The sequence below is a fragment of the Klebsiella planticola ATCC 33531 genome (genome assembly GCF_000735435.1).
Lineage (GTDB): Bacteria > Pseudomonadota > Gammaproteobacteria > Enterobacterales > Enterobacteriaceae > Klebsiella > Klebsiella planticola.
Genome location: NZ_JMPP01000066.1, coordinates 24,786 through 51,364, shown reverse-complemented (window position 1 = coordinate 51,364; position 26,579 = coordinate 24,786). Strand labels below are relative to the sequence as shown.

Annotated in this window: 23 protein-coding genes; 12 read left to right on the top strand and 11 right to left on the bottom strand. The window is 58.2% G+C overall.

Going from position 1 to position 26,579, the window contains the following annotated elements; all coding sequences use genetic code 11:
- Positions 1–5: 5 nt before the first annotated feature.
- The 4 genes from GRPL_RS02470 to GRPL_RS02485 all read right to left on the bottom strand — a co-directional run bounded on the left by GRPL_RS02470 (position 6) and on the right by GRPL_RS02485 (position 3,912).
- Complete coding sequence (locus tag GRPL_RS02470; RefSeq protein WP_032700621.1) at positions 6–563, bottom strand: DUF3156 family protein; 558 nt, start codon at positions 561–563, stop codon at positions 6–8.
- Positions 541–2,040 (bottom strand): APC family permease, encoded by a 1,500-nt coding sequence (locus tag GRPL_RS02475; RefSeq protein WP_032700620.1) that lies wholly within the window; start codon positions 2,038–2,040, stop codon positions 541–543. The genes GRPL_RS02470 and GRPL_RS02475 overlap by 23 nt, the downstream gene beginning before the upstream one ends.
- Positions 2,041–2,231: 191 nt before the next feature.
- Positions 2,232–2,597: a cupin domain-containing protein gene (locus tag GRPL_RS02480; protein WP_032689054.1), complete on the bottom strand. Its 366-nt coding sequence runs from the start codon at positions 2,595–2,597 to the stop codon at positions 2,232–2,234.
- A 13-nt stretch (positions 2,598–2,610) separates the two neighbouring features.
- A complete protein-coding gene (locus GRPL_RS02485; RefSeq protein ID WP_032689053.1) occupies positions 2,611–3,912 on the bottom strand; it encodes an NAD(P)/FAD-dependent oxidoreductase in 1,302 nt (433 codons plus the stop codon).
- Between the two features lie 150 nt (positions 3,913–4,062).
- On the opposite strand from GRPL_RS02485, the gene GRPL_RS02490 reads away from it, so the two are divergent.
- The 7 genes from GRPL_RS02490 to GRPL_RS02520 all read left to right on the top strand — a co-directional run bounded on the left by GRPL_RS02490 (position 4,063) and on the right by GRPL_RS02520 (position 14,425).
- A complete protein-coding gene (locus tag GRPL_RS02490) occupies positions 4,063–5,556 on the top strand; it encodes an aldehyde dehydrogenase family protein (RefSeq protein WP_162180124.1) in 1,494 nt (497 codons plus the stop codon).
- Between the two features lie 407 nt (positions 5,557–5,963).
- Positions 5,964–7,046, top strand: coding sequence for a YncE family protein (locus tag GRPL_RS02495; protein WP_032689050.1), 1,083 nt, complete (start codon positions 5,964–5,966; stop codon positions 7,044–7,046).
- 57 nt (positions 7,047–7,103) lie between these two features.
- Positions 7,104–9,299: a TonB-dependent receptor gene (locus tag GRPL_RS02500; protein WP_032700617.1), complete on the top strand. Its 2,196-nt coding sequence runs from the start codon at positions 7,104–7,106 to the stop codon at positions 9,297–9,299.
- Between the two features lie 163 nt (positions 9,300–9,462).
- Positions 9,463–10,839, top strand: coding sequence for a phenylalanine transporter (pheP, locus tag GRPL_RS02505; protein ID WP_032689048.1), 1,377 nt, complete (start codon positions 9,463–9,465; stop codon positions 10,837–10,839).
- A gap of 152 nt (positions 10,840–10,991) precedes the next feature.
- A complete protein-coding gene (locus tag GRPL_RS02510) occupies positions 10,992–12,233 on the top strand; it encodes an MFS transporter (protein WP_032696461.1) in 1,242 nt (413 codons plus the stop codon).
- A 15-nt stretch (positions 12,234–12,248) separates the two neighbouring features.
- Positions 12,249–13,277, top strand: coding sequence for a sugar phosphate isomerase/epimerase family protein (locus GRPL_RS02515; RefSeq protein WP_032700616.1), 1,029 nt, complete (start codon positions 12,249–12,251; stop codon positions 13,275–13,277).
- Positions 13,274–14,425: a Gfo/Idh/MocA family protein gene (locus GRPL_RS02520; RefSeq protein WP_032700615.1), complete on the top strand. Its 1,152-nt coding sequence runs from the start codon at positions 13,274–13,276 to the stop codon at positions 14,423–14,425. The genes GRPL_RS02515 and GRPL_RS02520 overlap by 4 nt, the downstream gene beginning before the upstream one ends.
- Positions 14,426–14,463: 38 nt before the next feature.
- Here the strand turns inward: GRPL_RS02520 and GRPL_RS02525 are convergent, their stop codons facing one another.
- Positions 14,464–14,880 (bottom strand): Exc2 family lipoprotein, encoded by a 417-nt coding sequence (locus GRPL_RS02525; RefSeq protein ID WP_032689043.1) that lies wholly within the window; start codon positions 14,878–14,880, stop codon positions 14,464–14,466.
- A gap of 244 nt (positions 14,881–15,124) precedes the next feature.
- Between GRPL_RS02525 and GRPL_RS02530 the strand changes: the two genes are divergently transcribed.
- A complete protein-coding gene (locus GRPL_RS02530; protein ID WP_032689042.1) occupies positions 15,125–16,105 on the top strand; it encodes a LacI family DNA-binding transcriptional regulator in 981 nt (326 codons plus the stop codon).
- Between the two features lie 3 nt (positions 16,106–16,108).
- On the opposite strand, the gene GRPL_RS02535 is transcribed toward GRPL_RS02530, so the two are convergent.
- Together GRPL_RS02535 and GRPL_RS02540 are read right to left on the bottom strand one after the other, a co-directional pair.
- Positions 16,109–17,353, bottom strand: coding sequence for a mechanosensitive ion channel family protein (locus GRPL_RS02535; protein WP_032689040.1), 1,245 nt, complete (start codon positions 17,351–17,353; stop codon positions 16,109–16,111).
- A 77-nt stretch (positions 17,354–17,430) separates the two neighbouring features.
- The gene (locus GRPL_RS02540; RefSeq protein WP_032696459.1) at positions 17,431–18,855 is read right to left on the bottom strand and encodes an MFS transporter; all 1,425 of its coding nucleotides are present in this window, start codon (positions 18,853–18,855) and stop codon (positions 17,431–17,433) included.
- A 109-nt stretch (positions 18,856–18,964) separates the two neighbouring features.
- Between GRPL_RS02540 and GRPL_RS02545 the strand changes: the two genes are divergently transcribed.
- Both GRPL_RS02545 and GRPL_RS02550 read left to right on the top strand, forming a co-directional pair.
- Positions 18,965–19,846, top strand: a complete 882-nt coding sequence (locus tag GRPL_RS02545) for a helix-turn-helix transcriptional regulator (RefSeq protein ID WP_032689038.1) — start codon at positions 18,965–18,967, stop codon at positions 19,844–19,846.
- A 15-nt stretch (positions 19,847–19,861) separates the two neighbouring features.
- Positions 19,862–20,905 (top strand): hypothetical protein, encoded by a 1,044-nt coding sequence (locus GRPL_RS02550; protein WP_032700614.1) that lies wholly within the window; start codon positions 19,862–19,864, stop codon positions 20,903–20,905.
- On the opposite strand, the gene nfsB is transcribed toward GRPL_RS02550, so the two are convergent.
- The 3 genes from nfsB to GRPL_RS02565 all read right to left on the bottom strand — a co-directional run bounded on the left by nfsB (position 20,902) and on the right by GRPL_RS02565 (position 22,645).
- A complete protein-coding gene (gene nfsB / locus GRPL_RS02555) occupies positions 20,902–21,555 on the bottom strand; it encodes an oxygen-insensitive NAD(P)H nitroreductase (RefSeq protein ID WP_032689034.1) in 654 nt (217 codons plus the stop codon). The genes GRPL_RS02550 and nfsB overlap by 4 nt on opposite strands.
- A 128-nt stretch (positions 21,556–21,683) precedes the next feature.
- Positions 21,684–22,064, bottom strand: a complete 381-nt coding sequence (locus GRPL_RS02560) for an MmcQ/YjbR family DNA-binding protein (protein WP_032689032.1) — start codon at positions 22,062–22,064, stop codon at positions 21,684–21,686.
- Positions 22,064–22,645 (bottom strand): TetR/AcrR family transcriptional regulator, encoded by a 582-nt coding sequence (locus tag GRPL_RS02565; RefSeq protein WP_032689030.1) that lies wholly within the window; start codon positions 22,643–22,645, stop codon positions 22,064–22,066. The genes GRPL_RS02560 and GRPL_RS02565 overlap by 1 nt, the downstream gene beginning before the upstream one ends.
- Positions 22,646–22,835: 190 nt before the next feature.
- On the opposite strand from GRPL_RS02565, the gene GRPL_RS02570 reads away from it, so the two are divergent.
- Entirely contained in the window at positions 22,836–23,936 is a 1,101-nt protein-coding gene (locus tag GRPL_RS02570; RefSeq protein ID WP_032689029.1) for an MBL fold metallo-hydrolase, read from the top strand.
- A 30-nt stretch (positions 23,937–23,966) separates the two neighbouring features.
- Positions 23,967–24,308, top strand: coding sequence for a RamA family antibiotic efflux transcriptional regulator (locus GRPL_RS02575; RefSeq protein ID WP_004859189.1), 342 nt, complete (start codon positions 23,967–23,969; stop codon positions 24,306–24,308).
- A 42-nt stretch (positions 24,309–24,350) separates the two neighbouring features.
- On the opposite strand, the gene GRPL_RS02580 is transcribed toward GRPL_RS02575, so the two are convergent.
- Entirely contained in the window at positions 24,351–26,492 is a 2,142-nt protein-coding gene (locus GRPL_RS02580) for a TonB-dependent siderophore receptor (RefSeq protein ID WP_032689164.1), read from the bottom strand.
- Positions 26,493–26,579: the final 87 nt, after the last annotated feature.

The window sequence follows — 26,579 nt, the reverse complement described above, 5'->3', positions numbered from 1 at the left end:
TGATGTCACTTCTCTGTCGCCGTCTGCGCCATCCACTGACCGATCGCCTGATGCAGCATATTCATAACGCTTAACAGCAGCATCCGCTGGTGTTTTTCGAGGCGCAGATAGCGGCGCAGCGGCGGCATTTTGCAGACCACTTCGCTGGCGGCCCACGGCTCAATGCAGCAGCGCCAGCGCTGGTTATCGATGGTTAAGGAGAAGCGGCGGTAGTCCAGCTCGCTCAATGTCTGCTGTAAACGCGGAAAACGGTTGAGGTAATGAGCGAGGTCGGCGGCCGGTTTTGCCGCCCGAAAGGTCACCGGCTGGCGTTTAAGCCAGCCGGATTGATGGGCGCGAATTCTCCCCTGAGCGGGCCGGGTGACCGGCCCCTCGACGACAAATTCGCAGCTGTGAATGCTGGCCATAAACAGCCGTTTCTGGCGAACGCTGAAGATGACATCGGTGGTGGCGTTCAGGTGCAGCACCGCGCTGCGCTCGCTGAGCTTTTCGCTATCCCAGCCGGCCAGATCGCGCTGCACCGCATTCATCAGCGGCGTACTAAATGAGGGGGCGGAGGGCATCTGGCGTCATCTCCCCTTGGTTCTGTTTCTCATAGTTGCCAATCGCGCGTTCCACCACCTCTTCAACCGGCACCGGACGGAACGGGTTGACCCGCTGGACGCACACCGTCCAGAAAAGGGCATAGGCGGCGGTCAGGCCGAGCATGATGCCGAATGGCACCAGCACTTCGCGGCTGTCCATCCCCGGCGGGGTGATATTGATGATGGCGATAATAATCCCGACGCTGGAGATAATCTGCGGCAGCGGGAACCACGGCGAACGGTAGGCGCGGGGCAGATCCGGACGACGAATACGCAGCAGTACCACCGAGAGGGTCACCAGCAGATAGGCGACGCCCCAGGCGCAGACGGCGGCGAGGATCAGCGGCACGATACGATCGATATTGCCGTTCAGATACCAGGCGTGCAGGCAGGGAATCGCCACGCCAATGGCAATGGCGATAACCGGCGTCTTGAAGCGAGGGTGCAGCCAGGTCAGGAAGCGCGGGAGCGCGCCATCCAGCGCCATGCCGTAGATAATCCGCGGTACGGCGGCCATCAGAGTATTAATGGTTGCGCAGCCCGCCAGCAGCAGGCCGACGCCCAGCCAGTACTGTCCCGCGTGACCCATCACCCGTTCAGCGAAGGCCGGAATAGCCATCGGCGTATCCAGCAGATGGACGTTGTTGGCCGCGTCCAGCATCACGTTCTCGACCTGACGGTTAATGGCCGCGCCATAGATAAACATGCAGCTTGCGACGCCCAGCAGGCCGAGCGCCATCGCGCGAGGAATGGTCCGGTGCGCTTGTTTAATTTCCGGGGCCATGGGGGTCACCAGTTCACAGCCGACGAACATAAACATCGCCATGCCGATATAGCCGAACAGACCTGAAAGATCGCTGACATTCAGCGGCGTGCCGAACCAGCCGGAGAGATGGGTCACCGGCGCCATAAAAATCCCGCACAGGCCGAAGATGGTCAGCGTGCTCCACATCCCGAAGGTCAGTACGACTTCGACCTTTCCGAAGATCTCGACGCCAATGGCGTTCAGCAGGCCGAACACCACCACCATCCCGACGCCGACCATCCAGGTATTCTGGTGGACGGCCATCTGGCTGCTGATGGACTCAAAGTTCACCAGCGCCATCACCCCGGCCAGGATGGTTTCCGCGGTGCCGGCAAAAATATGCACGATCAGATAGGCGCACAGCGCGCCGGTAATGGCGAAAAAGCGCCCCATCCCACAGGCGATATAGTCATATACCGAGCCGGTAGTGGGGATCAGCGTCGCCGCTTCGGCAAAGGTGGTGACCTGTGCCTGCATCATGATAAACGCCAGCAGTACCGCCAGCGCGAAGGTATCGCCGCCCATGCCAAAACCGCTGGTCACGGTCAGGATCACCGGGCTGGCCATAATCAGTCCGACGGAGCTGGCGAGGGTAGTTGGAAAGCCGACGACGCCGCGTTCGAGATGGCCGGCGAGTCTTTTACTGAACATAGTCAACCTCTGCACAAGATAGGTAAGGGCAGGGAGTGGCTGGAAGTGAATAGCCATTCCGGATAGTCATAATTTAGGTTGGCATCCGGCTCAATGAATATCGTCCTGAAGGTGGAGAACGGCGGTTGAATCTGTGACCAGGTGCATGAATACAATCCCCGCCGCCGGGCACCGGGGATTGTCTGCGTGGGTTAGCGGCTTTCGACGTTCGCCAGGTAGTGTTTGACGAAGCGTGGGGTGAGGATTTTCCACTCCACTTCGGTGCCCTGCTTGACGAACCAACTGTCGCCCGGCGCGAAGCGCTGCGGCTCGCCGCCCGACACGGTCAGCTCAACTTCGCCTTCCAGCACGGTGGCGTGTTCGGTAAACGGGTAGGTCATGGTGAAACTCCCCTGCGTGGACGAAAACAGACCGCAGGTAAAGGCGTCCTGCGGTTCGCCGTAAACCATAGCGCCCGCCACCTGCGGATCGCCTTCGGTCGGCGTTGCCCCCAGCAGGCTGACGCTGCCGATAGGCTGCAGTTCAGGAACCGGTTGATCGAGTTTAAATGCTTGCATGATGTTCTCCTGGTTAACTCCGGCCTTTCCAGTAACCGGCGGTTTGATGCATGAGTTTTCCGGCGCTGACCAGCAGCAGACGCAGGCTGTCACGACCGTGGATTGTTGCGTGAGGAATACTGCTCATCAGGCGGTAACGATCTGAGCCGCCGTTAATTCCTTCGGCGAGAATTTTGCACACGATATGCGAGGGGGTGACGCCAAACCCGGAATAACCCTGAACGTAGAAAACGTTATTGTGGTCGCGCAGAGTGCCGATTTGCGGGAACAGGTTCGCGCTACAGGCCATCGGGCCGCCCCAGGCAAAGTCGATTTTGACATCCTTAAGATAGGGGAACACTTCCGCCAGCAGCGTACGATTCCAGGCGGCAAAATCGTTCGGCGTATATTCAAGGTAGCGCGTGGCGCTGCCGAACAGCAGGCGGTTTTCCCGCGTAATACGGTAGTAGTTGATGACCGGGCGAATATCGCTGAAGGCGCCGCGCAGCGGGCTGATGCGTTCGATCAGCTCATCGGAAAGGGGTTCCGTTGAGACCTGATAAGAGTAGGTGACCAGCGTCTTGTTATAGATCTCCGGCTCCAGATTATTGAGGAAGCTGTCGCAGGCCCACAGCAGTTTAGCCGCCTTCACGCTGCCCATCGCCGTGCGAACCCGCACCTCTTTGCCGTAATTCACCTCAACGACCGGAGAGGATTCGAAAATTTTCACCCCTAATGAATGCGCCGCTTTTGCCGAGCCCAGCAGCATATTCAGGGAGTGAATCTGCCCGCCGCCCATATGCTTGAGCGCGCCGCAGTAGACGTCGGAGCCGACAATTTGCTGCACATCGCTGCCGGTATAGAGCGCGATATCCTCATCCGGAGTGGCGGCCTTAAACTCTTTTTCCCACTGGCGCAGGGTCTTCAACTGACGCTGGTTATAGGCCAGATAACCGTAGCCCGGAACAAAGTCGGCATCGATATTGTATTTCTTAATCCGTTCGCGAATGATTCCTGCGCCAAGGTTCGAGATTTTAAACAGCGTCTCCAGCCCCTCTTTGCCCACGTGTTTTTTCACCGCTTCGATATCGTGACCAATGCCGGCCATGACCTGGCCGCCGTTGCGACCGGTGCCGCCGTAGCCTAAATGACGGGCTTCGAGTACGACTACGTTGGTGATGCCCTGTTCGGCCAGTTCCAGTGCAGTGTTGATACCGGAAAAGCCGCCGCCGATGATCACCACGTCGGCGGCAATATCATCCTGCAGCGCCGGAAAATGCAGCTGATATTTTTTGGTGGCGCCGTAGTAGTTCAGCGCATCGATTTTGATATTCATAGCGTTACCCTGTCTGTCTCGCCTGGCTAAGACCCCCATCACAGCACGGCGGCGGGGCGCTGAATATCGTCCGAAAGAATGACGTTCTTTAGAACGATAGGCAGCCTGTTTCCGGCGTGATGTGATGAGGAACATTTCCTGAAAAAACGGATGCCACCGATGAGCGACGTGACCTTACTTGCTGAAGTAGCAGCTTTTTTACGCCAACCGCACGGGCAGTTTATTGCCGGAGAGGCTGTGCCCGGCAACGGACCGACGCTGGCGGTGATAAACCCCGCCACTGGCAAAGCGATTGCCGAAGTGACGGCGGCGGATGTCGGGCAGGCGGATTTGGCGATGGCCAGCGCCAGCCAGGCGTTTGACTCCTGGCGCGCGATGCCGACACTGCAGCGCGGCACGCTGCTGCTCAGGCTGGCCGATCTTCTGGCCAGCCACCGTGAGGAGCTGGCGCAGCTGGAGAGCCTGTGCTCCGGGAAAACCATCGGCCTGGCGCGAATGCTTGAGCTGGATCAGTCGGTGGCGTTCCTGCGCTACTTTGCCGGCTGGGCGGGCAAGGTCACCGGCGAAACGCTGGACGTCTCGCTCCCGTCGATGGCGGGAGAGCAGTACACGGCCTTTACCCGTCGTCAGCCGGTTGGCGTGGTGGTTGGGATCGTGCCGTGGAACTTTTCGATAATGATCGCCATCTGGAAGCTGGCGGCGGCGCTGGTGTGCGGCTGTACCATCGTGATTAAGCCGAGCGAGTATACGCCGCTGACGCTGCTGCGGGTTGCTGAGCTGGCGAAAGAGGCGGGGATCCCAGACGGGGTGATTAACGTGGTGAACGGCGCGGGCGGTGAAATCGCCCAGCGCCTGATTGCCCACCCGGCCTGCGCGAAGGTCAGCTTCACCGGTTCGGTGGCGACCGGCGAGAAAGTCCAGCAGGCGGCGACCGGCGCCGGAAAACGCGTCACCCTCGAACTGGGGGGCAAAAACGCCGCGCTGTTTCTCGACGATCTCACCCCCGAGACGATGACGGACGGCATTATTGAAGCGGGCTATCTGAATCAGGGGCAAATTTGCGCCGCCGCCGAGCGTTTTTATCTGCCGCAGGGCAAGCTGGATGCGGTGCTGGAAATACTGAAGCAGCGCCTGTCTGCGCTGCGCCCCGGCTCACCGCTGGATGAGCAGACGCTGATGGGGCCGCTGGCCAATCGGGCGCAGTTTGAGAAAGTGCTGCAGCTGATTGAGAAAGCGCGGGAAGAGGGCGACACCATTGTCTGCGGCGGCGAAGCGCTGCCCGGCGACGGCTATTTTGTCTTACCGACGGCGGTGAAGGTCCGGAGCGAAAACAGCACGCTGATGCAGGAGGAGACCTTCGGTCCGGTATGCAGTTTTATTGGCTACCAAAGCGAAGAGGAGGCGCTGTCCCGCATTAACGCTTCGCCGTTTGGCCTGGCCGCCAGCGTCTGGTCGGAGAATATCCGCAAGGCGCTGCGCTATTCCGACGCGATTAACGCCGGAATTGTCTGGGTGAATATGCACACATTCCTCGACCCGGCGGTGCCGTTTGGCGGCATGAAAGGGTCGGGGATTGGCCGCGAGTTCGGCAGCGCCTTTATCGATGATTACACCGAACTAAAATCGGTGATGGTGCGCTATTAATCTGCCGTCACCGGCCGCTATTGTTCTGCGGTGAGCGTATATCGGGCCGTGCGATTGGCAGGCGGCGGCCCGCTTCTTCCCCTTACCCCGCACGGTCAGCGCGCGGGGTCTGTTGTTCTCTCCCCCCGCTCGTGAGAGCCGCTCCCCCACATAAGAATGCCTTGTTTTCAGCCGATTATCGCTTTTGCGCGGGTCGGTCGTGATTAGACTTGCACGCTACAAGATAATGAGTATAGTTCTCATTCTTCTTTTTGTTTGCAGGCTAAGAATGGACTAACCTGCGCCAGTGAGTCGCTCACAAGGAAACAGCGAAGGCGTAGGGTGGGGTTCAGACTTGCTATGCCGGAACAACATAATATCGGCGCAGAGCTACCACCGGTTTATTGATTTTGTTAAGGATTTCAATGATGAAATACACCATTCCGGTATTAGCTCTGGTCATTTCTGCCGTCTTAAGCGGCTGCGCCACCCCCCCTTCCACGAGGGTAACCCCGCCGGTCGCCGAGAAAAACGCCGTTACCGTCATACAGCCGCTCAAACGTGAACTGGCTGAGGGGCTGTACGAAATGGCGCTCAGCCCGCAGGGCGATGCGTTGTACGTGGCCAGCGCCGAAGGGTTTAAAGATGTGCAGGGCGGCGCTGTCTACAGGCTTGACCCGAAAACGCTGAAAACCATCGGCCTGAGCCATACCGACCTGAAAAACTTTGCCGTACAGATGACGCCGGACGGCAAAACGCTGTTCGTTACTCATTCGCTGGACGGCGGCATCAGCGCCATCGACACCGCGACCGGGAAGGTCAAAAAACGCCTGCTGTTTAGCGAGCGTAATGAGAAAGGGATGCCCTACGGCGCGCGCCAGATCCTGCTGCTGGACAATACCCTGTACGTCGGCGCCGTCGCCGACCCGGCGCAAATCTGGGTCGTTGACGCGACCACGCTGAAGCTGAAAACGCGGATTAAAAATACCGGCAAGTGGATGACTGGCCTGCACTATTCCACGCAAACCGGCCGCCTGTACGCCGCCAACGGCAGCGGCGAGATCCTGGTGATTAATCCGCGCAGCAACCGGATTGAACAACGCTGGAAACCGCTGGGCGACAAACCGGCTCTGCTGCTGAACATCGCCGAAGACAGCGAGACCGGGCGCCTGTTTGTGACCGATAACTCGAAGGCGAAAACCACCCTGGTGCTGGATATTCACAGCGGCAAAGTGATTAAGCAGCTGGAGGTGGGGGACTCTTTGGCGGTGCTGTTCAACCCGAAACGCAATGAAATTTATATCTCCCAGCGTGAATCCGGCAAGGTTATCAGCCTCGATGGCACCACTTATGCGCTGAAAAAACAGTGGGATATCCCTGCGAATCCAAATAGCCTGCTGCTCGATGCCGAGGGGCAGACGCTGTTTGTGACCGTTAAACAACCGTTCAACAAAGATCACTCCACCAAAGGTCCGGACAGCGTTGTCCGCATCGACCTGAACGCGCAATAAAAAATTCTGGCCCGGCAGCGGGCCATTTGTTTCATTTATCTTCATCACGGACTCATTATGCACATCACGTCTTCCCCATTCCCGCTGCGCAAAACGCTGCTGGCGTTAACCATTGGCGCCATTACCCATAGCGCTGCGGCAGCAGACAACACCGCAGATAGCCCCAAAAACGAAGAGGTTATGCTCGTTCAGGCGACCGAAGGCAGCGATTTTAAAGCCGGCGGCGACCTGGTGGTACCGGCCTTCCTTGACGGACAAATTGCCCACGGCGGCCGTATTGGTATGCTTGGCGAACAAAAAGCGATGGACGTGCCGTTTAACGTTATCGGCTATACCTCGAAACTGATTCAGGATCAGCAGGCGCAAACTATCGCCGACGTGGTCAGTAATGACGCCGGCGTTCAGGCGGTGCAGGGCTACGGTAACTTTGCCGAAACCTATCGCATTCGCGGGTTTAAGCTGGATGGCGATGATATGACCATGGGCGGTCTGGCGGGCGTGGTGCCGCGTCAGGTGATGGATACCCAGATGCTGGAGCGCGTTGAAGTCTTCAAAGGGGCTAACGGTCTGCTCAATGGCGTCGCCAGCAGCGGCGTCGGCGGGATGATCAACCTCGAACCGAAACGTGCGGATGATATACCGACCACCCGCGTTGGCGTGGACTATACCGCCGATTCTCAGGTCGGCGGCAGCCTCGACCTTGGTCGTCGCTTTGGCGAGGATAATCAGTTTGGCGCCCGGGTGAACCTGGTTCACCGCGAAGGTGAGGGGGCGGTTGATAATGACAAGCGCCGCACGACGCTGGCGTCGCTGGGGCTGGATTATCGCGGCGACCGTTTCCGCTCCTCTCTTGATTTCGGCTATCAGAAAAAGACGTTCCATGGCGGAACGATGGGAATCAATATCAGCGGCATCGATTTTGTTCCTGCGCTGCCGGATAACAGCAAAAACTACAGCCAGAAGTGGGGCTATAGCGATATCGAAAGCGAATTCGGTATGGCCAAAGCCGAGTATGACCTGACCAACAGCTGGACGCTGTACAGCGCCCTCGGCGGCCAGCACTCGCATGAAACCGGCACCTACAGCGCGCCGAAGCTGGTTGACGAGAACGGCGATGCGACCGTCGGGCGTCTGGATACCAACCGCATCATCGACTCGATCAGCGGAATGGGCGGTGTGCGGGGTAATTTCAACACCGGTGTTATCTCTCATCAGGTCAACGTCGGCTATGCCGCCCAGGTCAGAACCGATGCCACCGCGTGGCGTATGTCGGCGAAAAACCCGACCACCAATATCTATGACAACCATGATGTGGCGATGCCGAATAACGCTTATTTTGGCGGCAACTACTTCGACCCGCTCACCACCTCACGCAGCCGTACCCAGGGCTGGCTGCTGAGCGACACGCTAGGTTTCTTTGATAACAGCCTTCTGCTTACCGCCGCCGCGCGTCATCAGAAAGTGGTGGTGCGTAACTACAGTAATCAAACCGGTCTGGAAGATACCTCTTCCCGCTATACCCAGAGCCGCTGGACGCCGACGGTCGGCCTGGTCTACAAGCCGTGGGAGACGCTGTCGCTGTATGCCAACCACACCGAGGCGCTGCAGCCGGGGAGCGTGGCGCCGAATACCGCGACAAATGCCGGGCAGAGTACCGGGATCGCTCATTCGAAACAGGATGAGGTGGGGGTGAAAATTGATTATGGCACCCTGGGGGGGTCGCTGGCGCTGTTTGAAATTAAAAAGCCTAACGCCATCTCCGATGCTAACGGCTACTACGGTCTGGATGGCGAGCAGCGTAACCGCGGTGCCGAACTGAACGTCTTCGGCGAGCCGACGCTGGGCCTGCGCCTGAACGGCAGCGTGCAGTGGCTGGATCCGAAGCAAACCAAAACGGCGCAGGGTATCAACGAGGGTAAAGATGCCATCGGCGTTTCTCGCTTCTACGCGGTGTTAGGTGCGGAGTATGACATCAAGCCGGTTGACGGGCTGACGGCCACCGCGCGGGTGAACCACACCGGTTCACAGTATGCCGACGCGGCGAACAGCAAAAAGCTCGACAGCTATACGACCCTCGATTTGGGCATACGCTACCGTCTGGCGCTGAATCAGAATCAAAACCAGATGGTCCTGCGTGCCGGGGTGGATAACGTGACCAATGAGAACTACTGGTCAGGTATTGATGATACCGGCACCTATCTGTTCCAGGGGCAGCCTCGTACCGTTAAGGTATCGATGAGCTACGATTTCTGATGGTAAAATCCGGGGTGGGCCAACGCCGCTCGCCCCTTCTGTTTATCCCTTTTTCGCCGCCCGTCACCATCCATTGCCGCGCAATCAACGCATCTGCAGCTTGAAGTCGGGCGAGCAGAAGTGTTAAAAGGTGCCCCTTCATAAAAACTCACAGGGGAAAGACGTGAAAGACGCGTCAACGCAGTCAGATGCCACAGCGGAGAGCGGCCCGACGCTTCATCGCGGTTTACAGAACCGACATATTCAGCTCATTGCCCTCGGCGGCGCTATCGGTACCGGCCTGTTTCTCGGTATCGGACCGGCGATTCAGATGGCCGGCCCGGCGGTCCTGATCGGCTATGCCGTCGCCGGGATCGTCGCTTTTCTGATCATGCGCCAGCTTGGCGAAATGGTGGTCGAAGAGCCCGTCTCCGGCTCCTTTGCCCACTTCGCATATAAATACTGGGGTCCGTTTGCCGGTTTTCTCTCCGGCTGGAACTACTGGGTGATGTTTGTGCTGGTGGGGATGGCTGAGCTCACCGCCGCCGGTATCTATATGCAGTACTGGCTTCCGGATGTGCCGACCTGGGTCTGGGCGGCGGCCTTCTTTGTCATCATCAATGCCGTTAACCTCGTTAACGTTCGCCTGTATGGCGAGGCGGAGTTCTGGTTTGCCTTAATTAAAGTGCTGGCGATTATCGGCATGATTGGCTTTGGCCTGTGGATGCTGTTTGGCGGCCACGGCGGCAGCAAAGCCGGATTTGATAACCTGTGGCGCCACGGTGGTTTCTTCGCCACCGGCTGGCATGGCCTGGTGATGTCCCTGGCGGTGATTATGTTCTCTTTTGGCGGTCTGGAGCTGATTGGTATTACCGCCGCCGAAGCGCAAAATCCGCAAAAGAGCATTCCGAAAGCGGTCAACCAGGTGGTGTACCGTATTCTGCTGTTTTATATCGGTTCGCTGGTGGTGCTGCTGGCGCTCTATCCGTGGGTGGAAATTAAGTCCGACAGCAGTCCGTTTGTGATGATTTTTCATAATCTTGACAGTAATGTCGTAGCCTCTGCGCTGAATTTCGTCATTCTGGTGGCATCGCTGTCGGTCTACAACAGCGGCGTTTACTCCAACAGCCGCATGCTGTTCGGTCTGTCGGTCCAGGGCAATGCGCCGAAGTTTCTGGCCCGCGTCAGCAAACGCGGCGTGCCGGTCAATTCGCTGATCCTCTCCGGGGTCATTACCTCGCTGGTGGTGCTGCTGAACTATCTGCTGCCGCAGAAAGCGCTGGGTCTGCTGATGGCGCTGGTGGTGGCAACGCTGCTGCTGAACTGGATAATGATCTGCATGGCGCACCTCAAGTTCCGCGCGGCCCAGCGTCGAAAAGGGCGGGAGCCGAAGTTCAAAGCGCTGCTGGCGCCGGGCGGCAACTACCTCTGTATTGCCTTCCTCGCGCTGATTCTGGTGCTGATGTGCACCATCGACGGCATGCGCCTGTCGGCCATTCTGCTGCCGGTATGGATCCTGTTCCTGTTTATGGTCTTTAAGCTGCTGCGCCGTCCGGCGTAATGCCTCCTTGCCCCGGCGTTCGCCGGGGCGATCTGCCTATTATTGTGATCGTCTTCGCGCTTAGCGTATTTTGCGCAGGATCTTCTTTTTGTAATCGATTACTTTCCATCTGGTGACGTTTTGTAATCGATTACTTTTTGAGGGCGGACAAAATGGTATCAACGACGGAAGGGCGTGAAAGCGTTGGCGTACAGCACCGGTTTCTGGTGCCGCGCCTGGCGTTAATGATGTTTATGCAGTTCTTTATCTGGGGAAGCTGGTCGGTGACCCTGGGGCTGGTGATGACGCGCTACGATATGGCGCTGCTGATTGGCGATGCGTTCTCTGCCGGGCCTATCGCCTCGATTTTATCGCCGTTTGTGCTGGGGATGCTGGTCGATCGCTTCTTTGCTTCGCAGAAAGTGATGGCGGTGATGCATCTGGCGGGGGCCGCGATCCTGTGGTTCGTTCCCCAGGCGCTGGTCGCGCACAATGGCGCGCTGCTTATCGGCCTGCTGTTTGGCTATACGCTGTGCTATATGCCGACGCTGGCGCTGACCAACAATATCGCTTTCCACAGCCTGAATAATGTCGATAAAACCTTCCCGGTGGTCCGCGTCTTTGGCACCATCGGCTGGATTATTGCCGGGATTTGTATTGGCGTGAGCGGAATTTCCGATACCACGGCTATCTTTAATCTGGCGGCGCTGTGTTCGGTCTTACTGGCCCTCTACAGCCTGACTTTGCCACATACGCCGGCAGCGGCGAAAGGCATTCCGCTGAAGTTTCGCGACCTGCTCTGCGCCGATGCGTTTGCGCTGCTCAAGACGCGCCATTTCTTTATTTTCTCACTCTGCGCCACGCTGATCTCGATTCCGCTGGGTACCTACTATGCCTACACCGCCTCCTATCTGGCGGATGCCGGCGTGGCGGATGTCAGCACCGCGATGTCATTTGGGCAGATGTCGGAAATCGCGTTTATGCTGGTGATCCCGCTGCTGTTTCGCCGCCTCGGGGTCAAGTACATGCTGCTGGTCGGGATGGCGGCGTGGTTTGTGCGCTATGCCTTCTTTGCCCTTGGGGTGAGTGAAGAGGGGCGCTTCCTGCTCTATCTCGGCATCCTGCTGCACGGCGTGTGCTACGACTTCTTTTTTGTTGTCGGCTTTATCTATACCGACCGCGTGGCGGGGGAGAAGGTCAAAGGCCAGGCGCAAAGCATGATCGTCATGTTCACCTACGGCATCGGGATGCTGCTGGGATCGCAAATTTCCGGCGCGCTGTATAACCAGCTGGTGGCCGGGCAGAGCGTGCCGCAGGCGTGGGTCACCTTCTGGTGGATTCCGGCGGTGGCCGCGGCGGTTATTGCGCTGATTTTCCTTTTCTCTTTCCAGTACCGTGAGAAAGAACAGCATTAACTATCAGGAGGGGGTATGAAAACGATGAAGGGACCGGGGATTTTTCTGGCACAGTTTATCGGCGCCCAGGCGCCGTTTAACACCCTGGACGGGATCGCCGCCTGGGCCGCCGGACTGGGCTATCAGGCGCTACAGATCCCGTGTAATCATCCGGCTATTTTTGATGTTGAACGGGCGGCGACGAGCCAGACCTACTGCGATGACATTCGCGGGCGGCTGGCGGAACATGGCCTGACCATCAGCGAGCTCTCAACCCATCTGGAAGGGCAACTGGTGGCGGTTCATCCGGCCTATGACCAAACGTTCGACGCCTTTGCTCCCGCCGCACTGCGCGGAAATCCGCAGGCGCGCCAGCAGTGGGCGGTGGAAAAAGTGCGCCAGGCGGCGGTGGCATCGGCGCGCTTAGGCCTGCAGGCCCATGCGACATTTTCCGGATCGCTGGCGTGGCCGCTGTTTTACCCCTGGCCGCCGCATAATCCGTCACGGATTGATGAGGCGTTTGATGAACTGGCGCGGCGCTGGCGTCCGCTCCTCGATCTCTACGATGAGCAGGGGATTGACCTTTGCTATGAAATTCATCCGGGTGAGGACCTGCACGATGGCGTGACCTTTGAACGCTTTCTGCAGCGGGTAGATAACCATCCGCGCTGCAATATGCTCTACGATCCCAGCCATTTGCACCTCCAGCAGATGGACTACCTGGCGTATATCGATATCTACCATTCGCGGATCAAAGCCTTTCATGTCAAAGATGCCGAGTTTCGTCGCGACGGCCGCAGCGGGGTATACGGGGGATATCAGCCCTGGCTGCAGCGGGCGGGGCGCTTTCGCTCGCCCGGGGATGGGCAAATTGATTTCAAGAGCATTTTCAGCAAGCTGACCGAATACGACTTTGACGGCTGGGCGGTGCTGGAGTGGGAGTGTTGCCTGAAGGAGGCGGAGGCCGGCGCGCGCGAGGGCAGCGAATTTATCCGCCGCCATATTATTCCCGTCTCCGAACGGGCGTTTGATGATTTTGCCAGCGGTCGCGAGGGGCAAGCATGATTCAGGTCGGCATTATTGGGACAGGATTTATTGGTCCGGCGCATATTGAAGCGCTGCGCCGGGTCGGCGACATCGAGGTGGTGGCGCTGTGCGACAGCAATCTGGCGCAGGCGCAGCAAAAAGCGCGGCAGCTCAATGTAGCGCAGGCTTATGGTCAGGTTGAGGCGCTGCTGGCACATCCCGGCTTACAGGTGGTACATAACTGCACGCCGAACCACCTGCATGCGGAGATTAACCGCCAGGCGCTGCGCGCCGGGCTGCATCTGTTCTCGGAAAAACCGCTGTGCATGCTTCCGGATGAGGCGCGCGAACTGGTCGCGCTGGCGGAGAAGGCGGGGGTGGTGCACGGCGTAAGCTTCGTTTATCGCCAGTTCGCGATGGTCCAGCAGGCCGCCAGCATGATGCGTGCCGGGCAGGTCGGGCGGCTGTTTTCGGCGCACGGCAGCTATCTGCAGGACTGGATGGTGCAGCAAAGTGACTACAACTGGCGGGTGGAATCGGCGCTGGGCGGCGCCTCGCGGGCGGTGGCGGATATCGGCTCCCATTGGTGCGACATGGTGCAGTTTATGACCGGCAGGCGCATCACCGAGGTCATGGCGGATCTTTCTATCGTCTGGCCGACGCGCCACGCGGCCGTTTCCGGCGAGTCCACCTTCAGCCAGACGGGTGAATCTCAGCGTTTTGAGGTGCGCGAGGTGGATACGGAAGATATGGGGTCCGTGCTGTTTCGCTTTGATGACGGTAGCAAAGGCTGTTTTACCGTTTCGCAGGTCAGCGCCGGGAGAAAGAACCGCCTGGCGGTTGAAATTAACGGCAGCCGCTGTTCGCTGGCGTGGGATCAGGAACTTCCGCAGCGGCTGTGGATTGGCCAGCGCGCGCAGCCAAATCAGCTGCTCAGCGATGATCCGAGCCTGATGCAGCCGGACGTCTCCGCCAGCGCCCACTTCCCCGGCGGGCATAATGAGGGGTGGCCGGACGCTTTCAAGAATATGATGTTGAGCTTCTATCAGGCGGTACGCGCCGGGAAGATGCCGGCCGCCGACGAGCGGCGTTTCGCCTCATTTTATGAAGGGGCGGATGTGATGTATATCGTTGAGGCGATTTTGCAAAGCCATCGGCAGCAGCGCTGGGTCAGCGTCAGGCGATAGCCGGCAGGTTGTGCGCCACGTCGGTGGCGCGCAATGGCTTATTTCACGCCAAGATACCCGTCCAGATAGGCGGCGGAAAGCTCGTTGCCGAACAGCACCGCGTCTTTATTCTCCATGTCATTATTCCAGCTATCGCTGGCATTACCGGTAAAGGTGTGTTGTGACCGGGTACCCTTCGCGACCTGTTGCTTAATGGCATCGGCGTTGCGTCGGGCATCGCTTTCGCTGACGCCGGCGGTCCGGTCCTGTTTGCCGCGGTTATACATCCCGGTGAAGGTCGGCAGATTTAAGCGGTAATTTTCCTGACGATTTACGGCAAAATTACCGCCGACAAAATCAGAACGATGGGCGACAAAATAGTACGCGTGGCGCTCCGGCGATGATTTTGAGGCGGTGCAGCCGGTGAGGGCGGCGAGAGATCCGCCGAGGACAAGCAGTGCGACTTGAATCTTCATTGATGACATCATCCCTAACGTATTGATAATAAGCTTTTATAATTTTCGGCACCCGAGCGCGGTGTTTATTTTACCCGCAAAATCATCGCGCTTAACGCCCGGGGAAAATAGCCCTGATAATTAATAGTTTTCCATGGCGATATGCAGGGGCATCAGCGGGCTTGCGCGCGCTCCCGCTGCACACCGACGGCCCGTTTATGGTAGCCTGCGCATTATCCCCCTTATCCCAGGAAGTGCCGCCTTTATGTCAATTCAGAAAATCGCCCGTCTGGCGGGTGTCTCAGTGGCAACCGTATCGCGGGTGCTGAATAACAGCGATACCGTCAAACCGAAGAACCGCGAACGCGTGCTGCAGGCGATTAAAGAGAGCAACTATCAGCCTAACCTGCTGGCCCGCCAGCTGCGGACGGCACGGAGCTACATGATTCTGGTGATGGTGTCGAATATTGCGAACCCGTTTTGTGCGGAAGTGGTGAAGGGCATCGAAGAGGAGGCGGAACAGCACGGCTACCGTATATTACTGTGTAATTCCGGGTCCGATCTGGCGCGCTCGACTTCCGGGCTGCGGCTGCTGTCGGGGAAAGTGGTCGACGGGATTATTACGATGAACGCGCTCTCCAGCCTACCGGAACTGACGATGATGATCGGCGATGCGCCGTGGGTGCAGTGCGCCGAGTATGCCGATGCCGGCAGTATCTCCTGCGTCGGCATAAACGACATCGATGCGGCGCAGGGGGCGGTGTCGCGGCTGGCGGAGAGCGGTTATCGGCGCATTGCCCTGATTAACCACGATCTGAGCTATCGCTATGCCCGCCTGCGCGAGCGCGGCTATAAAAACGTGCTCCATGTGCGTGAGCTCGCCTGGCAGCAGGTGGCCTATGCCAGCGACCTCAGCGCTGCCGCCGGTAAAGCGGCAATGGAAACGCTGCTGGCCTCCAAAGAGCGGCCGGATGCGGTATTTGCCGTCGCCGACTCGCTGGCGGCAGGCGCCCTGCGCGCGATTGCGCAGGCCGGACTGCGGGTTCCGGACGATATTGCGGTCATGGGGTTTGATGGCACGGAGCTGGCGGAGATGGTCTCGCCGCAGCTGACCACCGTGGAACAGCCGTCGCGCGACATTGGCCGCACGGCGGTGACCCTGCTGCTGAAGAAAATCGACAACCCGGATGCCACCGCCGAACGGGTGATGATGGACTGGCGCATCATTGCCCGCGCCAGTGCCTGAGTATTACCCGTGATGTGCTGCCGCCAGCGAACGAATATCGTTGCCGGTCGGTGACTGGTGAATACGCAGCCCGAATTCGTCAACCACGGCGAAAATATGGTCGAAAATATCAGCCTGGATGCTTTCATATTCTGCCCATACTACGGTGCTGGTGAAGCAGTAGATCTCAATCGGCAGGCCGTTGGCGTCTGGCGCCAGCTGGCGCACCATCATCGTCATATCTTTGCGCAGTCGCGGGTGGTTGCGCAGATACTCCTGTAAATAGGCGCGAAAGGTGCCGATATTGGTCATCTTGCGCAGGTTCAGCACCGAATGGTCGGCGGCATTTTGTTGGTTCCACTCGCTAATTTCCTGATAACGCGAGTCCATATAGGGCTTAAGCAGCCGGGCCTGAATTAAGCGCTGCTGCTCCTGCTCATCGAGAAAATGGATACTGGTGGTATCAATATTCAGGCTGCGTTTAATGCGGCGCCCGCCGGAGGCGGACATCCCGCTCCAGTTTTTAAAGGAGTCGGATACCAGCGACCAGGTGGGGATCGTGGTGATGGTATTGTCCCAGTTGCGCACTTTCACCGTGGTAAGGCCAATATCAATGACCGCGCCGTCGGCGCCGTATTTCGGCATTTCCAGCCAGTCACCGAGCTTCAGCATGTCGTTGGCGGAAAGCTGAATGCCGGCAACCAGGCCAAGGATCGGGTCTTTAAATACCAGCATCAGTACCGCGGCCATGGCGCCGAGGCCGCTGATCAATATCGCCGGCGACTGGCCTATCAGTAATGAGATAACCAGGATGCCAATAATAATCGCGCTGACCAGCTTAATGCCCTGGAATATCCCCTTCAGCGGCAGCTGGGATGCGGTGGCGAATTTCTGCGATAAATTGAAGACCACATCGAGCAGCGAAAAGAAAGACAGCAGGGCATAGATCATGACCCACAGCTGGGCGCAGGTGGTTAATATATTGGCGGCTTCACTGCCTTTTTGCAGCCACAAAACCGCCTGCACATTGACGATAATCCCTTGCAGGGTAAAGGCCAACCGGTGAAACAGTTTGTTCTGGGTGATGATTTGCAGCCACAAATGGCTGCTGGCCTGCGCGCGTTTTTCGAAGGCGCGCAGCACGCCTTTATGCAAAATAAAATGAACGACAATGGCCGTCAGTAAAATAATGCCGAAGATAATAATGAGCGAAGTGGTGGGGGTAATTTCGATGCCTAATGCGGCAATGTGTGAGATTAATTCCTGCATAACGTCTCCTGTACATCCAGCGGTAATGATGACCGCTGGATGTATATTATGCAAATCAGGCGTCATGCCATTTTGAATTATGAGGCGGTCGCCACCGGACGAATATTGAGATGATGGCGCAGCCACAGGGCAATCGCGCCTAAGAGCAGCATCATTGCCACCTCCACGGCCAGGAAATCGATCAGCGCCTGCGGATAGGTGCCGCCGCCTCGGGCGAGGGTTAAAAACAGCGAGCCGAGAATTGCCGGACCTAATCCCAGCGTCGCCTGTTGCAGGGTGCTGAGAATGGCGCTCCCGGCACCGGCATCGCTGGCGCTGATATCGCGCATGCCAATGCGATAGAAACTGTTAACGATCAGCGCCTGGCCGTAGCCGATAAGCGCGGTAGAGGGCACCATCGCCAGCGACGAGGTTTGCGCGCCGAAGTGACCGAAGGTGGCCATCAGCAGCAGCAGGCCGGCTATCTGCACCGCCAGCCCAATCAGCAGAATGCGTCCCATGCTGAAGCGGGCAATTAGCCTCGGCGCGTACAGCGCGGAGACAAAATAGGCCACGCCGAGGGCAATAAAGCTGTTGCCTGACTGCCATGGCGCCATACCGAGACCGGCCTGCATGGTCAGCGCCATGCAGAACATGAAGCCGGACCAGGCGCTGAAGAACAGCAGGGCGATAGCCATGCCAAAGCGAATACTGGTGAGCTTCAGCAGCCGGGGCGGCAGCAGAGGCTGTTCGCCGCGCTGCTGCTTACGCAACGCGCTGGTCCGCATCCAGGCCAGCAGCGGCAGTATGGCCACCAGCAAAAGCTGGAGCGTCCACGGCCAGTGAAGTTCCGGCCCCAGCGCCATCGGAAACAGCAGGCAGCAGAGGATCAGCGCCAGGCTGAAGGTGCCCTGCCAGTCGATAGCCGAATGGGCTTCGCGGCGGGTTTCCGGGACATAACGGCGGCTAAACGCCAGCACCAGCAGGCAGATCGGGACATTGATAAAGAACGCGTTGCGCCAGCCCAGGCCGGCGATATCCGCCGAGACCAGCCAGCCGCCGCCCATCTGCCCGACGATAAAAGCAATCCCGCCAATCCCGCCATACAGACTGATCGCGCGCGCATGGGCGCTGCCTTTCAACGTCACATGCAGGGTGGTGAGGATTTGCGGCACGATCAGCGCCGCGCCTGCGCCTTGCAGCGTGCGGGCCGCCAGCAGTCCGCCGATGGAGTTGGCCATGCCGCACAGCAAAGAGGCGAGGCCAAAAAGCGCGACCCCCCACATAAACAGACGGCGGCGGCCGTAGTTATCGCCCAGCTTGCTGCCCATCGCCAGGCACACCGCAAAAGAGACGCCGTAGAGGGCGACGATCAGCTCCAGCTGGGTGGCGCTGGCATCCAGTGAATGAGTAATGGAGTCCAGCGCCACGTTGGTAATTGAGGTGTCGATCAGCGGCAGCATCTGGCCGGTCAACAGAAGCAGTAAACCGGCGCGGCCGGGTGAAACAGCAGACGAATTCATCGGATCTCTCCATTGCGTCATTCAGCGGATAGCCGTAGCATTACCGATAAATTAAACGGGTACCAGTTCCTGTCTATACTGGTATTGGTACTACCATGCTGGAGTCAATATGACGGGAATGCCGCAACGTGAAACGGTGCCGATAGCGCCCGACGATAGCCGTAAGCAGCTGGGCGCCTTTCTGCGCTCCCGGCGTGAAAGCCTTGACCCGCAGCGTCTCGGCCTGCCGCGAGTGGGCCGGCGACGCACGCCGGGGCTGCGTCGGGAAGAGGTCGCGATGCTGGCCGATGTCGGCGTGACCTGGTACACCTGGCTGGAGCAGGGACGGGAGGTCAATCCGTCGGAATCGGTGCTGATGGGCGTCGCGAATGCGCTGCAGTGCAGCCCGCTGGAGACGCGCCATCTGTTCGTGCTCGCCGGGCTAACGCCGCCGGAAACGACGCAGGTGAGCATATGCGAGGGGATTGCTCCGGGGACCCGGCGAATGCTCGATAGCCTGATGCCGCAGCCGGCCAGTATCCAGAAACCCAATTTCGATATCGTGGCGTGGAACGACAGTTTTTGTCGGCTGATGGGCGTCGATTTTGCCGCGCTCCCCGAAGAAAACCGTAACTGTATTTATCTCTATCTCACCCACGACACCTGGCGTAGCCGCATCGAGAACCGCGATGTGCTGCCGACGTTTGTCTCCTATTTCCGCGCGGCCATGGCCGAACACCGGGGCGACCCGCTGTGGGAAAATAAGCTGGCGCGCTTTTTTGCCGCCTCCGCCGAGTTTGAAACGCTGTGGCATCAGCGCTATGACGTTCGCGGCGTGGAAAATCAGGTGAAGAATTTCAACCATCCTCAGCTCGGGCGCTTTAGTCTGCAGCAGATGTACTGGTATTCCGCCCCGCGTAATGGCTCACGGCTGCTGGTGTACCTGCCGATGGACGAAGCCGGCGAGCAGGCGCTGGCGTGGCTGGATAAACAGGATTCTCTCTACTCATAACGACAGGGAACGCAGATGAACGTGACCAGGAAACAACAGCGGGTGATTCAGCGCGCGCTGGACGAATGGCAGGCCGCGGGGGCGTTGAGTCACGCGGAAAACCAGCGGCTGGCGGCCACCTTGCGAGTGAGCGCCTTTGACTGGCAGCGCCTGAGCCGCTACGCCTTCTGGACGGCGCTGGCCTGCCTGCTGATCGCGCTGGGCAGCGTGCTTGCCGATAGCGAACTGATCGCCTGGCTGGTGAGCCTGTTCAGCGACTCGGCGCTGGCGCGGATTGCGCTGCCTGCGGCGGTGGCGCTGGTTTGCTACCTGTGGGGATTCCGCCGCCAGCGGCGGGCCGCCTACTGGCACTACAGTACCGAGGCGATTCTGTTTGTCGGCGTGGTGTTTACCGCGCTGGCGCTGTGGCAGCTCGGCGAGCGGCTGGATGACGGCAGCGGCCATATTGCGCCACTGTTTCTGGTCGGCTGCGCTATCTATGGCGCTATCGGCCTGGCGGCCCGTTCCGGGCTGGTGTGGCTGTTCTTCCTGCTGGCGCTGGGCAACTGGTTCGGCGCGGAAACCGGCTACGTGTCGGGGTGGGGGGCCTATTGGCTGGGCATGAACTATCCGATTCGTTTTGTGCTGTTTGGCGGCGTGCTGCTGGCGCTCTGTTTTATGCTGCAAAAGTGGCTGCTTCAGCGCCGGCTGTTTACCGTCAGTAAGGCCATGGGCCTGACGTATCTGTTTATTGCGCTGTGGATTCTGTCGATTTTTGGCTATCGGGATCTCGACGCCTGGTACAGTATTTCACCGCTGCAGCAGCTGCCGTGGGCGCTGCTATTCGGCGTCGCGGCGGGCATCTGTATTTATATCAGTCTGAAAACGGATGACGGAATGCTGCGCGGTTTTGGCCTGACCTTCCTGGCTATCAATCTCTATACGCGTTTCTTCGAGTTTTTCTGGGACGGGATGCACAAGGTGGTGTTCTTCCTGATTCTGGCCGTTTCGCTGGCGGTGATTGGCCGCTATGCCGAACGAATCTGGCACGCCGGCGAGCGGCGTGCGCGGGAAGATTAAATCTCGGTGATGGTCGTTGCCTGCGGCAGGCGCGATTTCGGCAGCCCGGCGTTGAAATCTTCTACGCTGTGGTGGCCGACCGGAACAACCACCAGGCTGGTATAGCCCTGCGCTTTCAGGTCGAATTCCGCATCGAGGATCGTGAAATCGACGCCTTCGATCGGCACCGCATCCAGCCCCATCGCCGCGACACCGAGCAGGAAGTTGCCGACGTTGAGGTAAACCTGCTTCGCCATCCAGTGGTTATCGTCATGCAGATCTTTGCGGTGCATATCGGCAAAGAAAAGGCGGCCTTTGTGGTTAGCGGCTTTGGCTTCCGGGGTGGCGAAGCGTCCGTCGGCCTCTTCCTGGTCCACCACGCGCTCCAGCCAGGCGTCGTCCATGGCCGTTTTGGCACAGAAAACCACGACATGAGAAGCATCAAGAATTTTACGTTCGTTGAAAACATAGGTGCCGCTGGCGGCTTTCGCCACGCGGGCTTTCCCTTCATCCGTGCTGGCAACGATAAAGTGCCACGGCTGAGAGTTGGTGCTTGACGGGCTGTATTGCAGCAACGTTTTCAGCTTTTCGGCTTCTTCAGCAGTCAGTTTTTTTGTGGCATCGAAGGCTTTCGTGGAGTGGCGCTTTAAGGCAACGGAGACGATATCCATAACTCTTCCTCACGGTTTATGCTCAAGATAATTCGAGTTTACAGCCCCTTACGGGGCGTTTAGTGGGAGAAGAGTACAGCGAAGGCGGGGAAATGATAAGAGACAAAAATGCGATAACACTTATCGCGCTAGCCTGAAAATCCCGCCGGACGTAGCCGCAGCCGATCTTTTTTTGCCAGTTTATTCACCACCTGATTCCAGGAATCATCGATAAGTTCGGCCAGCAGACTCTCGCTGATATCCTCGCCAGGAACCACGGTAATCCAGTGTTTTTTGTTCATGTGATATCCCGGCTCAATACTGCGGTAAATCTCCCGATTGAGCAGGGATTTTTGCGGATCGGCTTTCAGATTCACCAGCGCCCGACCGCGAATGGTCATGGTGAGCATAAAAATGCGCCCGCCAACTTTGAACACATCATACTCGGGGCCGAACGGCCAGCAGTGTTCGGTAAACGGATAGGCGAGCGCAATCCGGTGGGCGCTGGCGTGCAGCGAAGCGCGGTCCATCAGGCGTCGTTCTCGTGAAGCGCCTGCCACATGGTCTCAAAACCGAGGGCGATCAGCTCGGGGGCGCGCTGCGGATCGTGGCTGGCAAATTCGATAGTGGTTTCCGCCAGCGACAGAAACAGGGCGTCGCCAAAGGCGCTGTAGGCATCGCTCAGGAAGACCGGCTTGACCGACAGCTGGCACATTTCGTTGAGCTCGGGAAACATCTCTCTTACGCGGGTTCGGGTTTCATCGGTGATGCGTTCGCTGAGCGCCATCCGGCGAATCGCCTTGTGCTCCATCGGGTGGCGAATACTCCAGTCGATATAGCCGTCCCAGATATTGCGGGCGTTCTCTTTCGGCCGTTTTTCGTTTGGCGTCAGTCCGGAAACCATCGCTTTAACTAAACCCGATTTGATAGAGAGGTACAGTTCGTTGAGTAACTCATCCTTGGTGGCGAAATAGCGGAACAGCGTCCCCTCGGCAACTCCGGCGCTACGGGCAATGGCCGACGTTGAGGCGGCGACACCCGACTGGGCAAAGGCGGCCGTTGCGGCCTCCAGCAACGCTTGTTTTTTATCTTCACTCTTAGGACGAGCCACTACATTTTACCTCACGCGAAATCAAACCCCGATCTAAACATGCCATGTCAGGGCACTGCAACGGTGGATGTTAAAAAATTGAAAATCGTCTTGACGACTTTCATATTCATCTTAATAATGAGTGCTTACTCACTCATAATCAAGTTATATCACTAAACTCTCATAATAGGGAGTTTCATCTGGTCAGGTTATGAACCGTGTCACTTTCAGCGTGGTCGCCATTATGTTATTAGCCTCAGCAACCGCTTTGCCGTTTGTCTTAAATGCCGGGTTTGGCCGGGCGCCGCAGGGTGCGCAGCTCAGTCTGGTGGAACAGTCGCCGCACTATCGCGATGGCCAGTTTCATAATCAGCTCCCCACGCCGGGCTTCACCGGGCAGAAAAATATGCTGGCCGCCTGGTGGGAGTTTCTGGTGACTAAACGCGAAAATGCCCGTCCCGCGCAGCCGCTGCCGCTGGTCAATACCGATCTCGCCAGCCTGCCTCTCGGGCAGGATACGATGGTGTGGCTCGGCCACTCCTCCTGGTATTTGCAACTGGCGGGGAAACGTATCCTGATCGACCCGGTCTTCAGCGACTATGCCGCGCCGTTCTCATTTATTAATAAAGCTTTCCCGGGTGACTATCCGTGGCGTGCAGAGCGTATGCCGGAGATAGACCTGCTGATTATTTCGCACGATCACTACGACCATCTGGATTACGCCACCATCAAAGCGCTGATGCCAAAAATCAAGCGCGTGGTGACGCCGCTCGGCGTGGGATCGCATCTGCGCTACTGGGGCATGGAGAGCGCCATCATCAGCGAAGCGGACTGGAATCAGGCGGTGCAGATCAGCGACGAACTGACCGTGCATGTCCTGCCGGCCCGTCATTTCTCCGGTCGGGGGCTGAAGCGTAATCAGACGCTGTGGGCCAGCTTTATGTTCGTCACGCCGCAGCAGAAGATTTACTACAGCGGCGATAGCGGTTACGGCCCGCACTTCAAAGCCATCGGCGAACAGTTTGGCGCCGTGGATCTGGCGATTATGGAGAACGGTCAGTACGACCAGGACTGGAAATACATTCACATGATGCCTGACGAGACCGCCCAGGCCGCCGACGATCTCCGTACGCGCGCGGTGTTGCCGGGACATGCGGGGCGCTTCGTGCTGGCGAAACACAGCTGGGACGATCCCTATAAGCGGCTGGCTGCGGCCAGCGAGCAACGACCGTGGCGGTTGTTAACGCCGATGCTTGGCGAGCCGGTTTGGGTTGCCGATAAGACGCAATCATTTAATCGCTGGTGGCGATAAATACGGGTTTGATTCAAGAGGAGAGGACTTATGACTATTTCCGCTCAGGTGATTGAGACTATCGTTGGGTGGATTGATGACAATTTGCATCAGCCGCTGCGTATTGATGATATTGCTCGCCACTCTGGTTATTCGAAATGGCATCTGCAACGACTCTTTTTGCAGTACAAAGGGGAGAGTCTGGGGCGCTATATCCGCGAACGTAAACTGCGGCTGGCGGCGCGCGATCTGCGCGATACCGATCAGCGGGTTTATGATATTTGCCTGAAATACGGCTTTGATTCTCAGCAGACGTTTACCCGCATTTTCACCCGCACCTTTCATCAGCCGCCGGGTGCCTACCGTAAAGAGAATCACAATCGCGCCCACTGAGGCGCGTCCGTCGGGGAAACCGGCGGACGCGTTTTTGTCTTTCTACCAGGCGTAGTTTACCGTCATCGTAACCGTACGACCCACGCCATAGAAACAGGCGCTATCGCCGGCGCACGAGGCAACATATTTGGTGTCGGCAATATTGTTGATGTTGAACTGCGCTTTCGCCCCTTTCAGGCTCGAGCTCAATTCGCCTAACTCATAGCTGACCATCGCGTCATACAGATCCACCGCCGGTACCTTGAAGGTGTTTTTCGCATCGCCGTAGCTGGTGCCGATATAACGCACGCCAACCCCAGCGGTCAGGCTTTTTAGCGCGCCATTGGGCAGGGTGTAGCTGGTGAACGCCGAGGCCATATGGGTCGGAATACGCGCCGGGGTTTTCCCTTCGGTGCCGGCGACGGTGGTATTCACGGTTTCCGCATCGGTCCAGGTGTATGAAGCAATCAGGTTGAGGTTATCAAAGAAGGTGGCGTGCGCTTCGGCTTCCACCCCCTTCGAGCGGACCTTGCCGCTGTTCTCATACCATCCCGCCGCGCTGTTCCAGGTCGCGACGTTGCTTTGGGTCAGGTTGTACATCGCCAGAGTCATCAACGCCGTCGGCGTAGGCTGATATTTCACGCCCACTTCCAGCTGTTTCCCTTCGCTGGGATCGAACGGAGCGACGCCCGGCGCCCGGTTGGTTTGCAGGTTGGGCTCGAAGGAGGTGCTGTAGCTGATATAGGGCGACAGGCCAAAGTCAAAGGCGTACAGCAGACCGGTACGCCAGGTAAACTTGCTGTCGTTTTTCTGGCTGCGACTGCTGTCGGTAAAGTCGGTGGTACGCACTTCCGCCCAGTCATAGCGGCCGGAAAGCAGCAGCTCCCAGTTTTCCAGGCTCAGCTGATCCTGCAGGTAGAGGCCAACCTGGTCGAGATTCTGCTGTTCATCGCTGGCGGTACGGAAGGTGCTTTCATCGACCTTTACACCATAGACCGGGGCACGCCAGTCGAGATCGTACTGCGAACCGCCGGCGCGACCGAGGTACTGCTTATCCTTGCTGGTTTTGTAGTCCAGGCCGCTGAGAACGGTGTGCGCCAGTTGACCGGTCGCGAACTGCGCCTCAAGCTGGTTATCAATACCGAACTCATCGGTTTGCCGCTCCTCATGCTGGGCGCGGCGCGAGAGCACGGAGCTATTGGCTTCACTGCTGGAATAGACCAGATAGCGATATTTCTGCTTTATCGTCCCATAGCGCGCGTTCTGCCGTAGGGTCAGCATATCGTTGAGCTGATGCTCAAATTCATAACCGATTAGCGTCTGTTCGCGCCAGGATTGATTGTAGCTGGGGTCGCTGACGTTAAAGTCGCGCGGAATATAGCTGCCATCGACGTTGTTGACGGTGCCGTAGCGCGGCAGAAAGTTGCGATAACCGGCGTCGGGATCTTTTTGATAGCTGGTCAGCAACGTGAAGCGAGTGGCATCGTTGGGATACCACGTCAGCGCCGGCGCAATGGCGACGCGCGTCTCTTTATAATCCTCGACCTGGCTGTTCTGGCTGCGGGCGATACCGTTGAGGCGATAGAGCAGGTGGCCGTCGTCGCTTAACGGCCCGCCGAGATCAAACGCGCCTTCCGCCAGATTGTCGTTGCCGGTACGGAACTGGATTTCATGCACCGGCTGGCTGGTGGGACGCTTGCTGGTCATGCTGATAAGCCCGCCGGGGTTGACCTGGCCAAACAGCACCGAGGCCGGGCCGCGTACCAGCTCGACGCGCTCCAGCAGCCACGGATCCATCGTGCCGGTTTGCGACGAAGCGGTGGCGCCATAGCTCAGGCCGTCGAGATACTTCGGTACATAGCTGAAGCCGCGCACGAAGACTTCGTCATTGCGGTTGGACGACCCGCGATACTCGGTGAACACCCCGGCGCTATAGCGCAGAGCCTGTGACACCGACGTCACGTCCAGCGCCGCCATCTGATCGCGGGTGATGACCGAGACCGACTGCGGGGTTTTCACCAGCCCGGCGGCGGTTTTCGTGGCGGAAAGGGTTTTCGTCGCCACGATACCTTTGACCGGAGCCGTGGGATCTTCGCTACTGCTGGCGGTGACCACCAGCGTCTCCTCCGCCAGCGCCTGTCCGGCGAGTGTTGCCACGGCAAGACCCGTGACCCAGAGTTTAGTTATCTTATTATATTTAAACATTTTTTTCGCTATGTCCTTGGTTGAAATTGCCATAATCATCCCTTTCCCCCATCAGAAAAATCTAATGGCCTGAACGAGCGGAATTGA

What these genes read in the sequence shown, in the direction of transcription:
- GRPL_RS02470 (WP_032700621.1), bottom strand. Translation starts at nt 563, where the DNA reads ATGCCCTCCGCCCCCTCATTTAGTACGCCGCTGATGAATGCGGTGCAG.
- GRPL_RS02475 (WP_032700620.1), bottom strand. Translation starts at nt 2,040, where the DNA reads ATGTTCAGTAAAAGACTCGCCGGCCATCTCGAACGCGGCGTCGTCGGC.
- GRPL_RS02480 (WP_032689054.1), bottom strand. Translation starts at nt 2,597, where the DNA reads ATGCAAGCATTTAAACTCGATCAACCGGTTCCTGAACTGCAGCCTATC.
- GRPL_RS02485 (WP_032689053.1), bottom strand. Translation starts at nt 3,912, where the DNA reads ATGAATATCAAAATCGATGCGCTGAACTACTACGGCGCCACCAAAAAA.
- GRPL_RS02490 (WP_162180124.1), top strand. Translation starts at nt 4,063, where the DNA reads ATGCCACCGATGAGCGACGTGACCTTACTTGCTGAAGTAGCAGCTTTT.
- GRPL_RS02495 (WP_032689050.1), top strand. Translation starts at nt 5,964, where the DNA reads ATGAAATACACCATTCCGGTATTAGCTCTGGTCATTTCTGCCGTCTTA.
- GRPL_RS02500 (WP_032700617.1), top strand. Translation starts at nt 7,104, where the DNA reads ATGCACATCACGTCTTCCCCATTCCCGCTGCGCAAAACGCTGCTGGCG.
- GRPL_RS02510 (WP_032696461.1), top strand. Translation starts at nt 10,992, where the DNA reads ATGGTATCAACGACGGAAGGGCGTGAAAGCGTTGGCGTACAGCACCGG.
- GRPL_RS02515 (WP_032700616.1), top strand. Translation starts at nt 12,249, where the DNA reads ATGAAAACGATGAAGGGACCGGGGATTTTTCTGGCACAGTTTATCGGC.
- GRPL_RS02520 (WP_032700615.1), top strand. Translation starts at nt 13,274, where the DNA reads ATGATTCAGGTCGGCATTATTGGGACAGGATTTATTGGTCCGGCGCAT.
- GRPL_RS02525 (WP_032689043.1), bottom strand. Translation starts at nt 14,880, where the DNA reads ATGAAGATTCAAGTCGCACTGCTTGTCCTCGGCGGATCTCTCGCCGCC.
- GRPL_RS02530 (WP_032689042.1), top strand. Translation starts at nt 15,125, where the DNA reads ATGTCAATTCAGAAAATCGCCCGTCTGGCGGGTGTCTCAGTGGCAACC.
- GRPL_RS02535 (WP_032689040.1), bottom strand. Translation starts at nt 17,353, where the DNA reads ATGCAGGAATTAATCTCACACATTGCCGCATTAGGCATCGAAATTACC.
- GRPL_RS02540 (WP_032696459.1), bottom strand. Translation starts at nt 18,855, where the DNA reads ATGAATTCGTCTGCTGTTTCACCCGGCCGCGCCGGTTTACTGCTTCTG.
- GRPL_RS02545 (WP_032689038.1), top strand. Translation starts at nt 18,965, where the DNA reads ATGACGGGAATGCCGCAACGTGAAACGGTGCCGATAGCGCCCGACGAT.
- GRPL_RS02550 (WP_032700614.1), top strand. Translation starts at nt 19,862, where the DNA reads ATGAACGTGACCAGGAAACAACAGCGGGTGATTCAGCGCGCGCTGGAC.
- nfsB (WP_032689034.1), bottom strand. Translation starts at nt 21,555, where the DNA reads ATGGATATCGTCTCCGTTGCCTTAAAGCGCCACTCCACGAAAGCCTTC.
- GRPL_RS02560 (WP_032689032.1), bottom strand. Translation starts at nt 22,064, where the DNA reads ATGGACCGCGCTTCGCTGCACGCCAGCGCCCACCGGATTGCGCTCGCC.
- GRPL_RS02570 (WP_032689029.1), top strand. Translation starts at nt 22,836, where the DNA reads ATGAACCGTGTCACTTTCAGCGTGGTCGCCATTATGTTATTAGCCTCA.
- GRPL_RS02575 (WP_004859189.1), top strand. Translation starts at nt 23,967, where the DNA reads ATGACTATTTCCGCTCAGGTGATTGAGACTATCGTTGGGTGGATTGAT.
- GRPL_RS02580 (WP_032689164.1), bottom strand. Translation starts at nt 26,492, where the DNA reads ATGTTTAAATATAATAAGATAACTAAACTCTGGGTCACGGGTCTTGCC.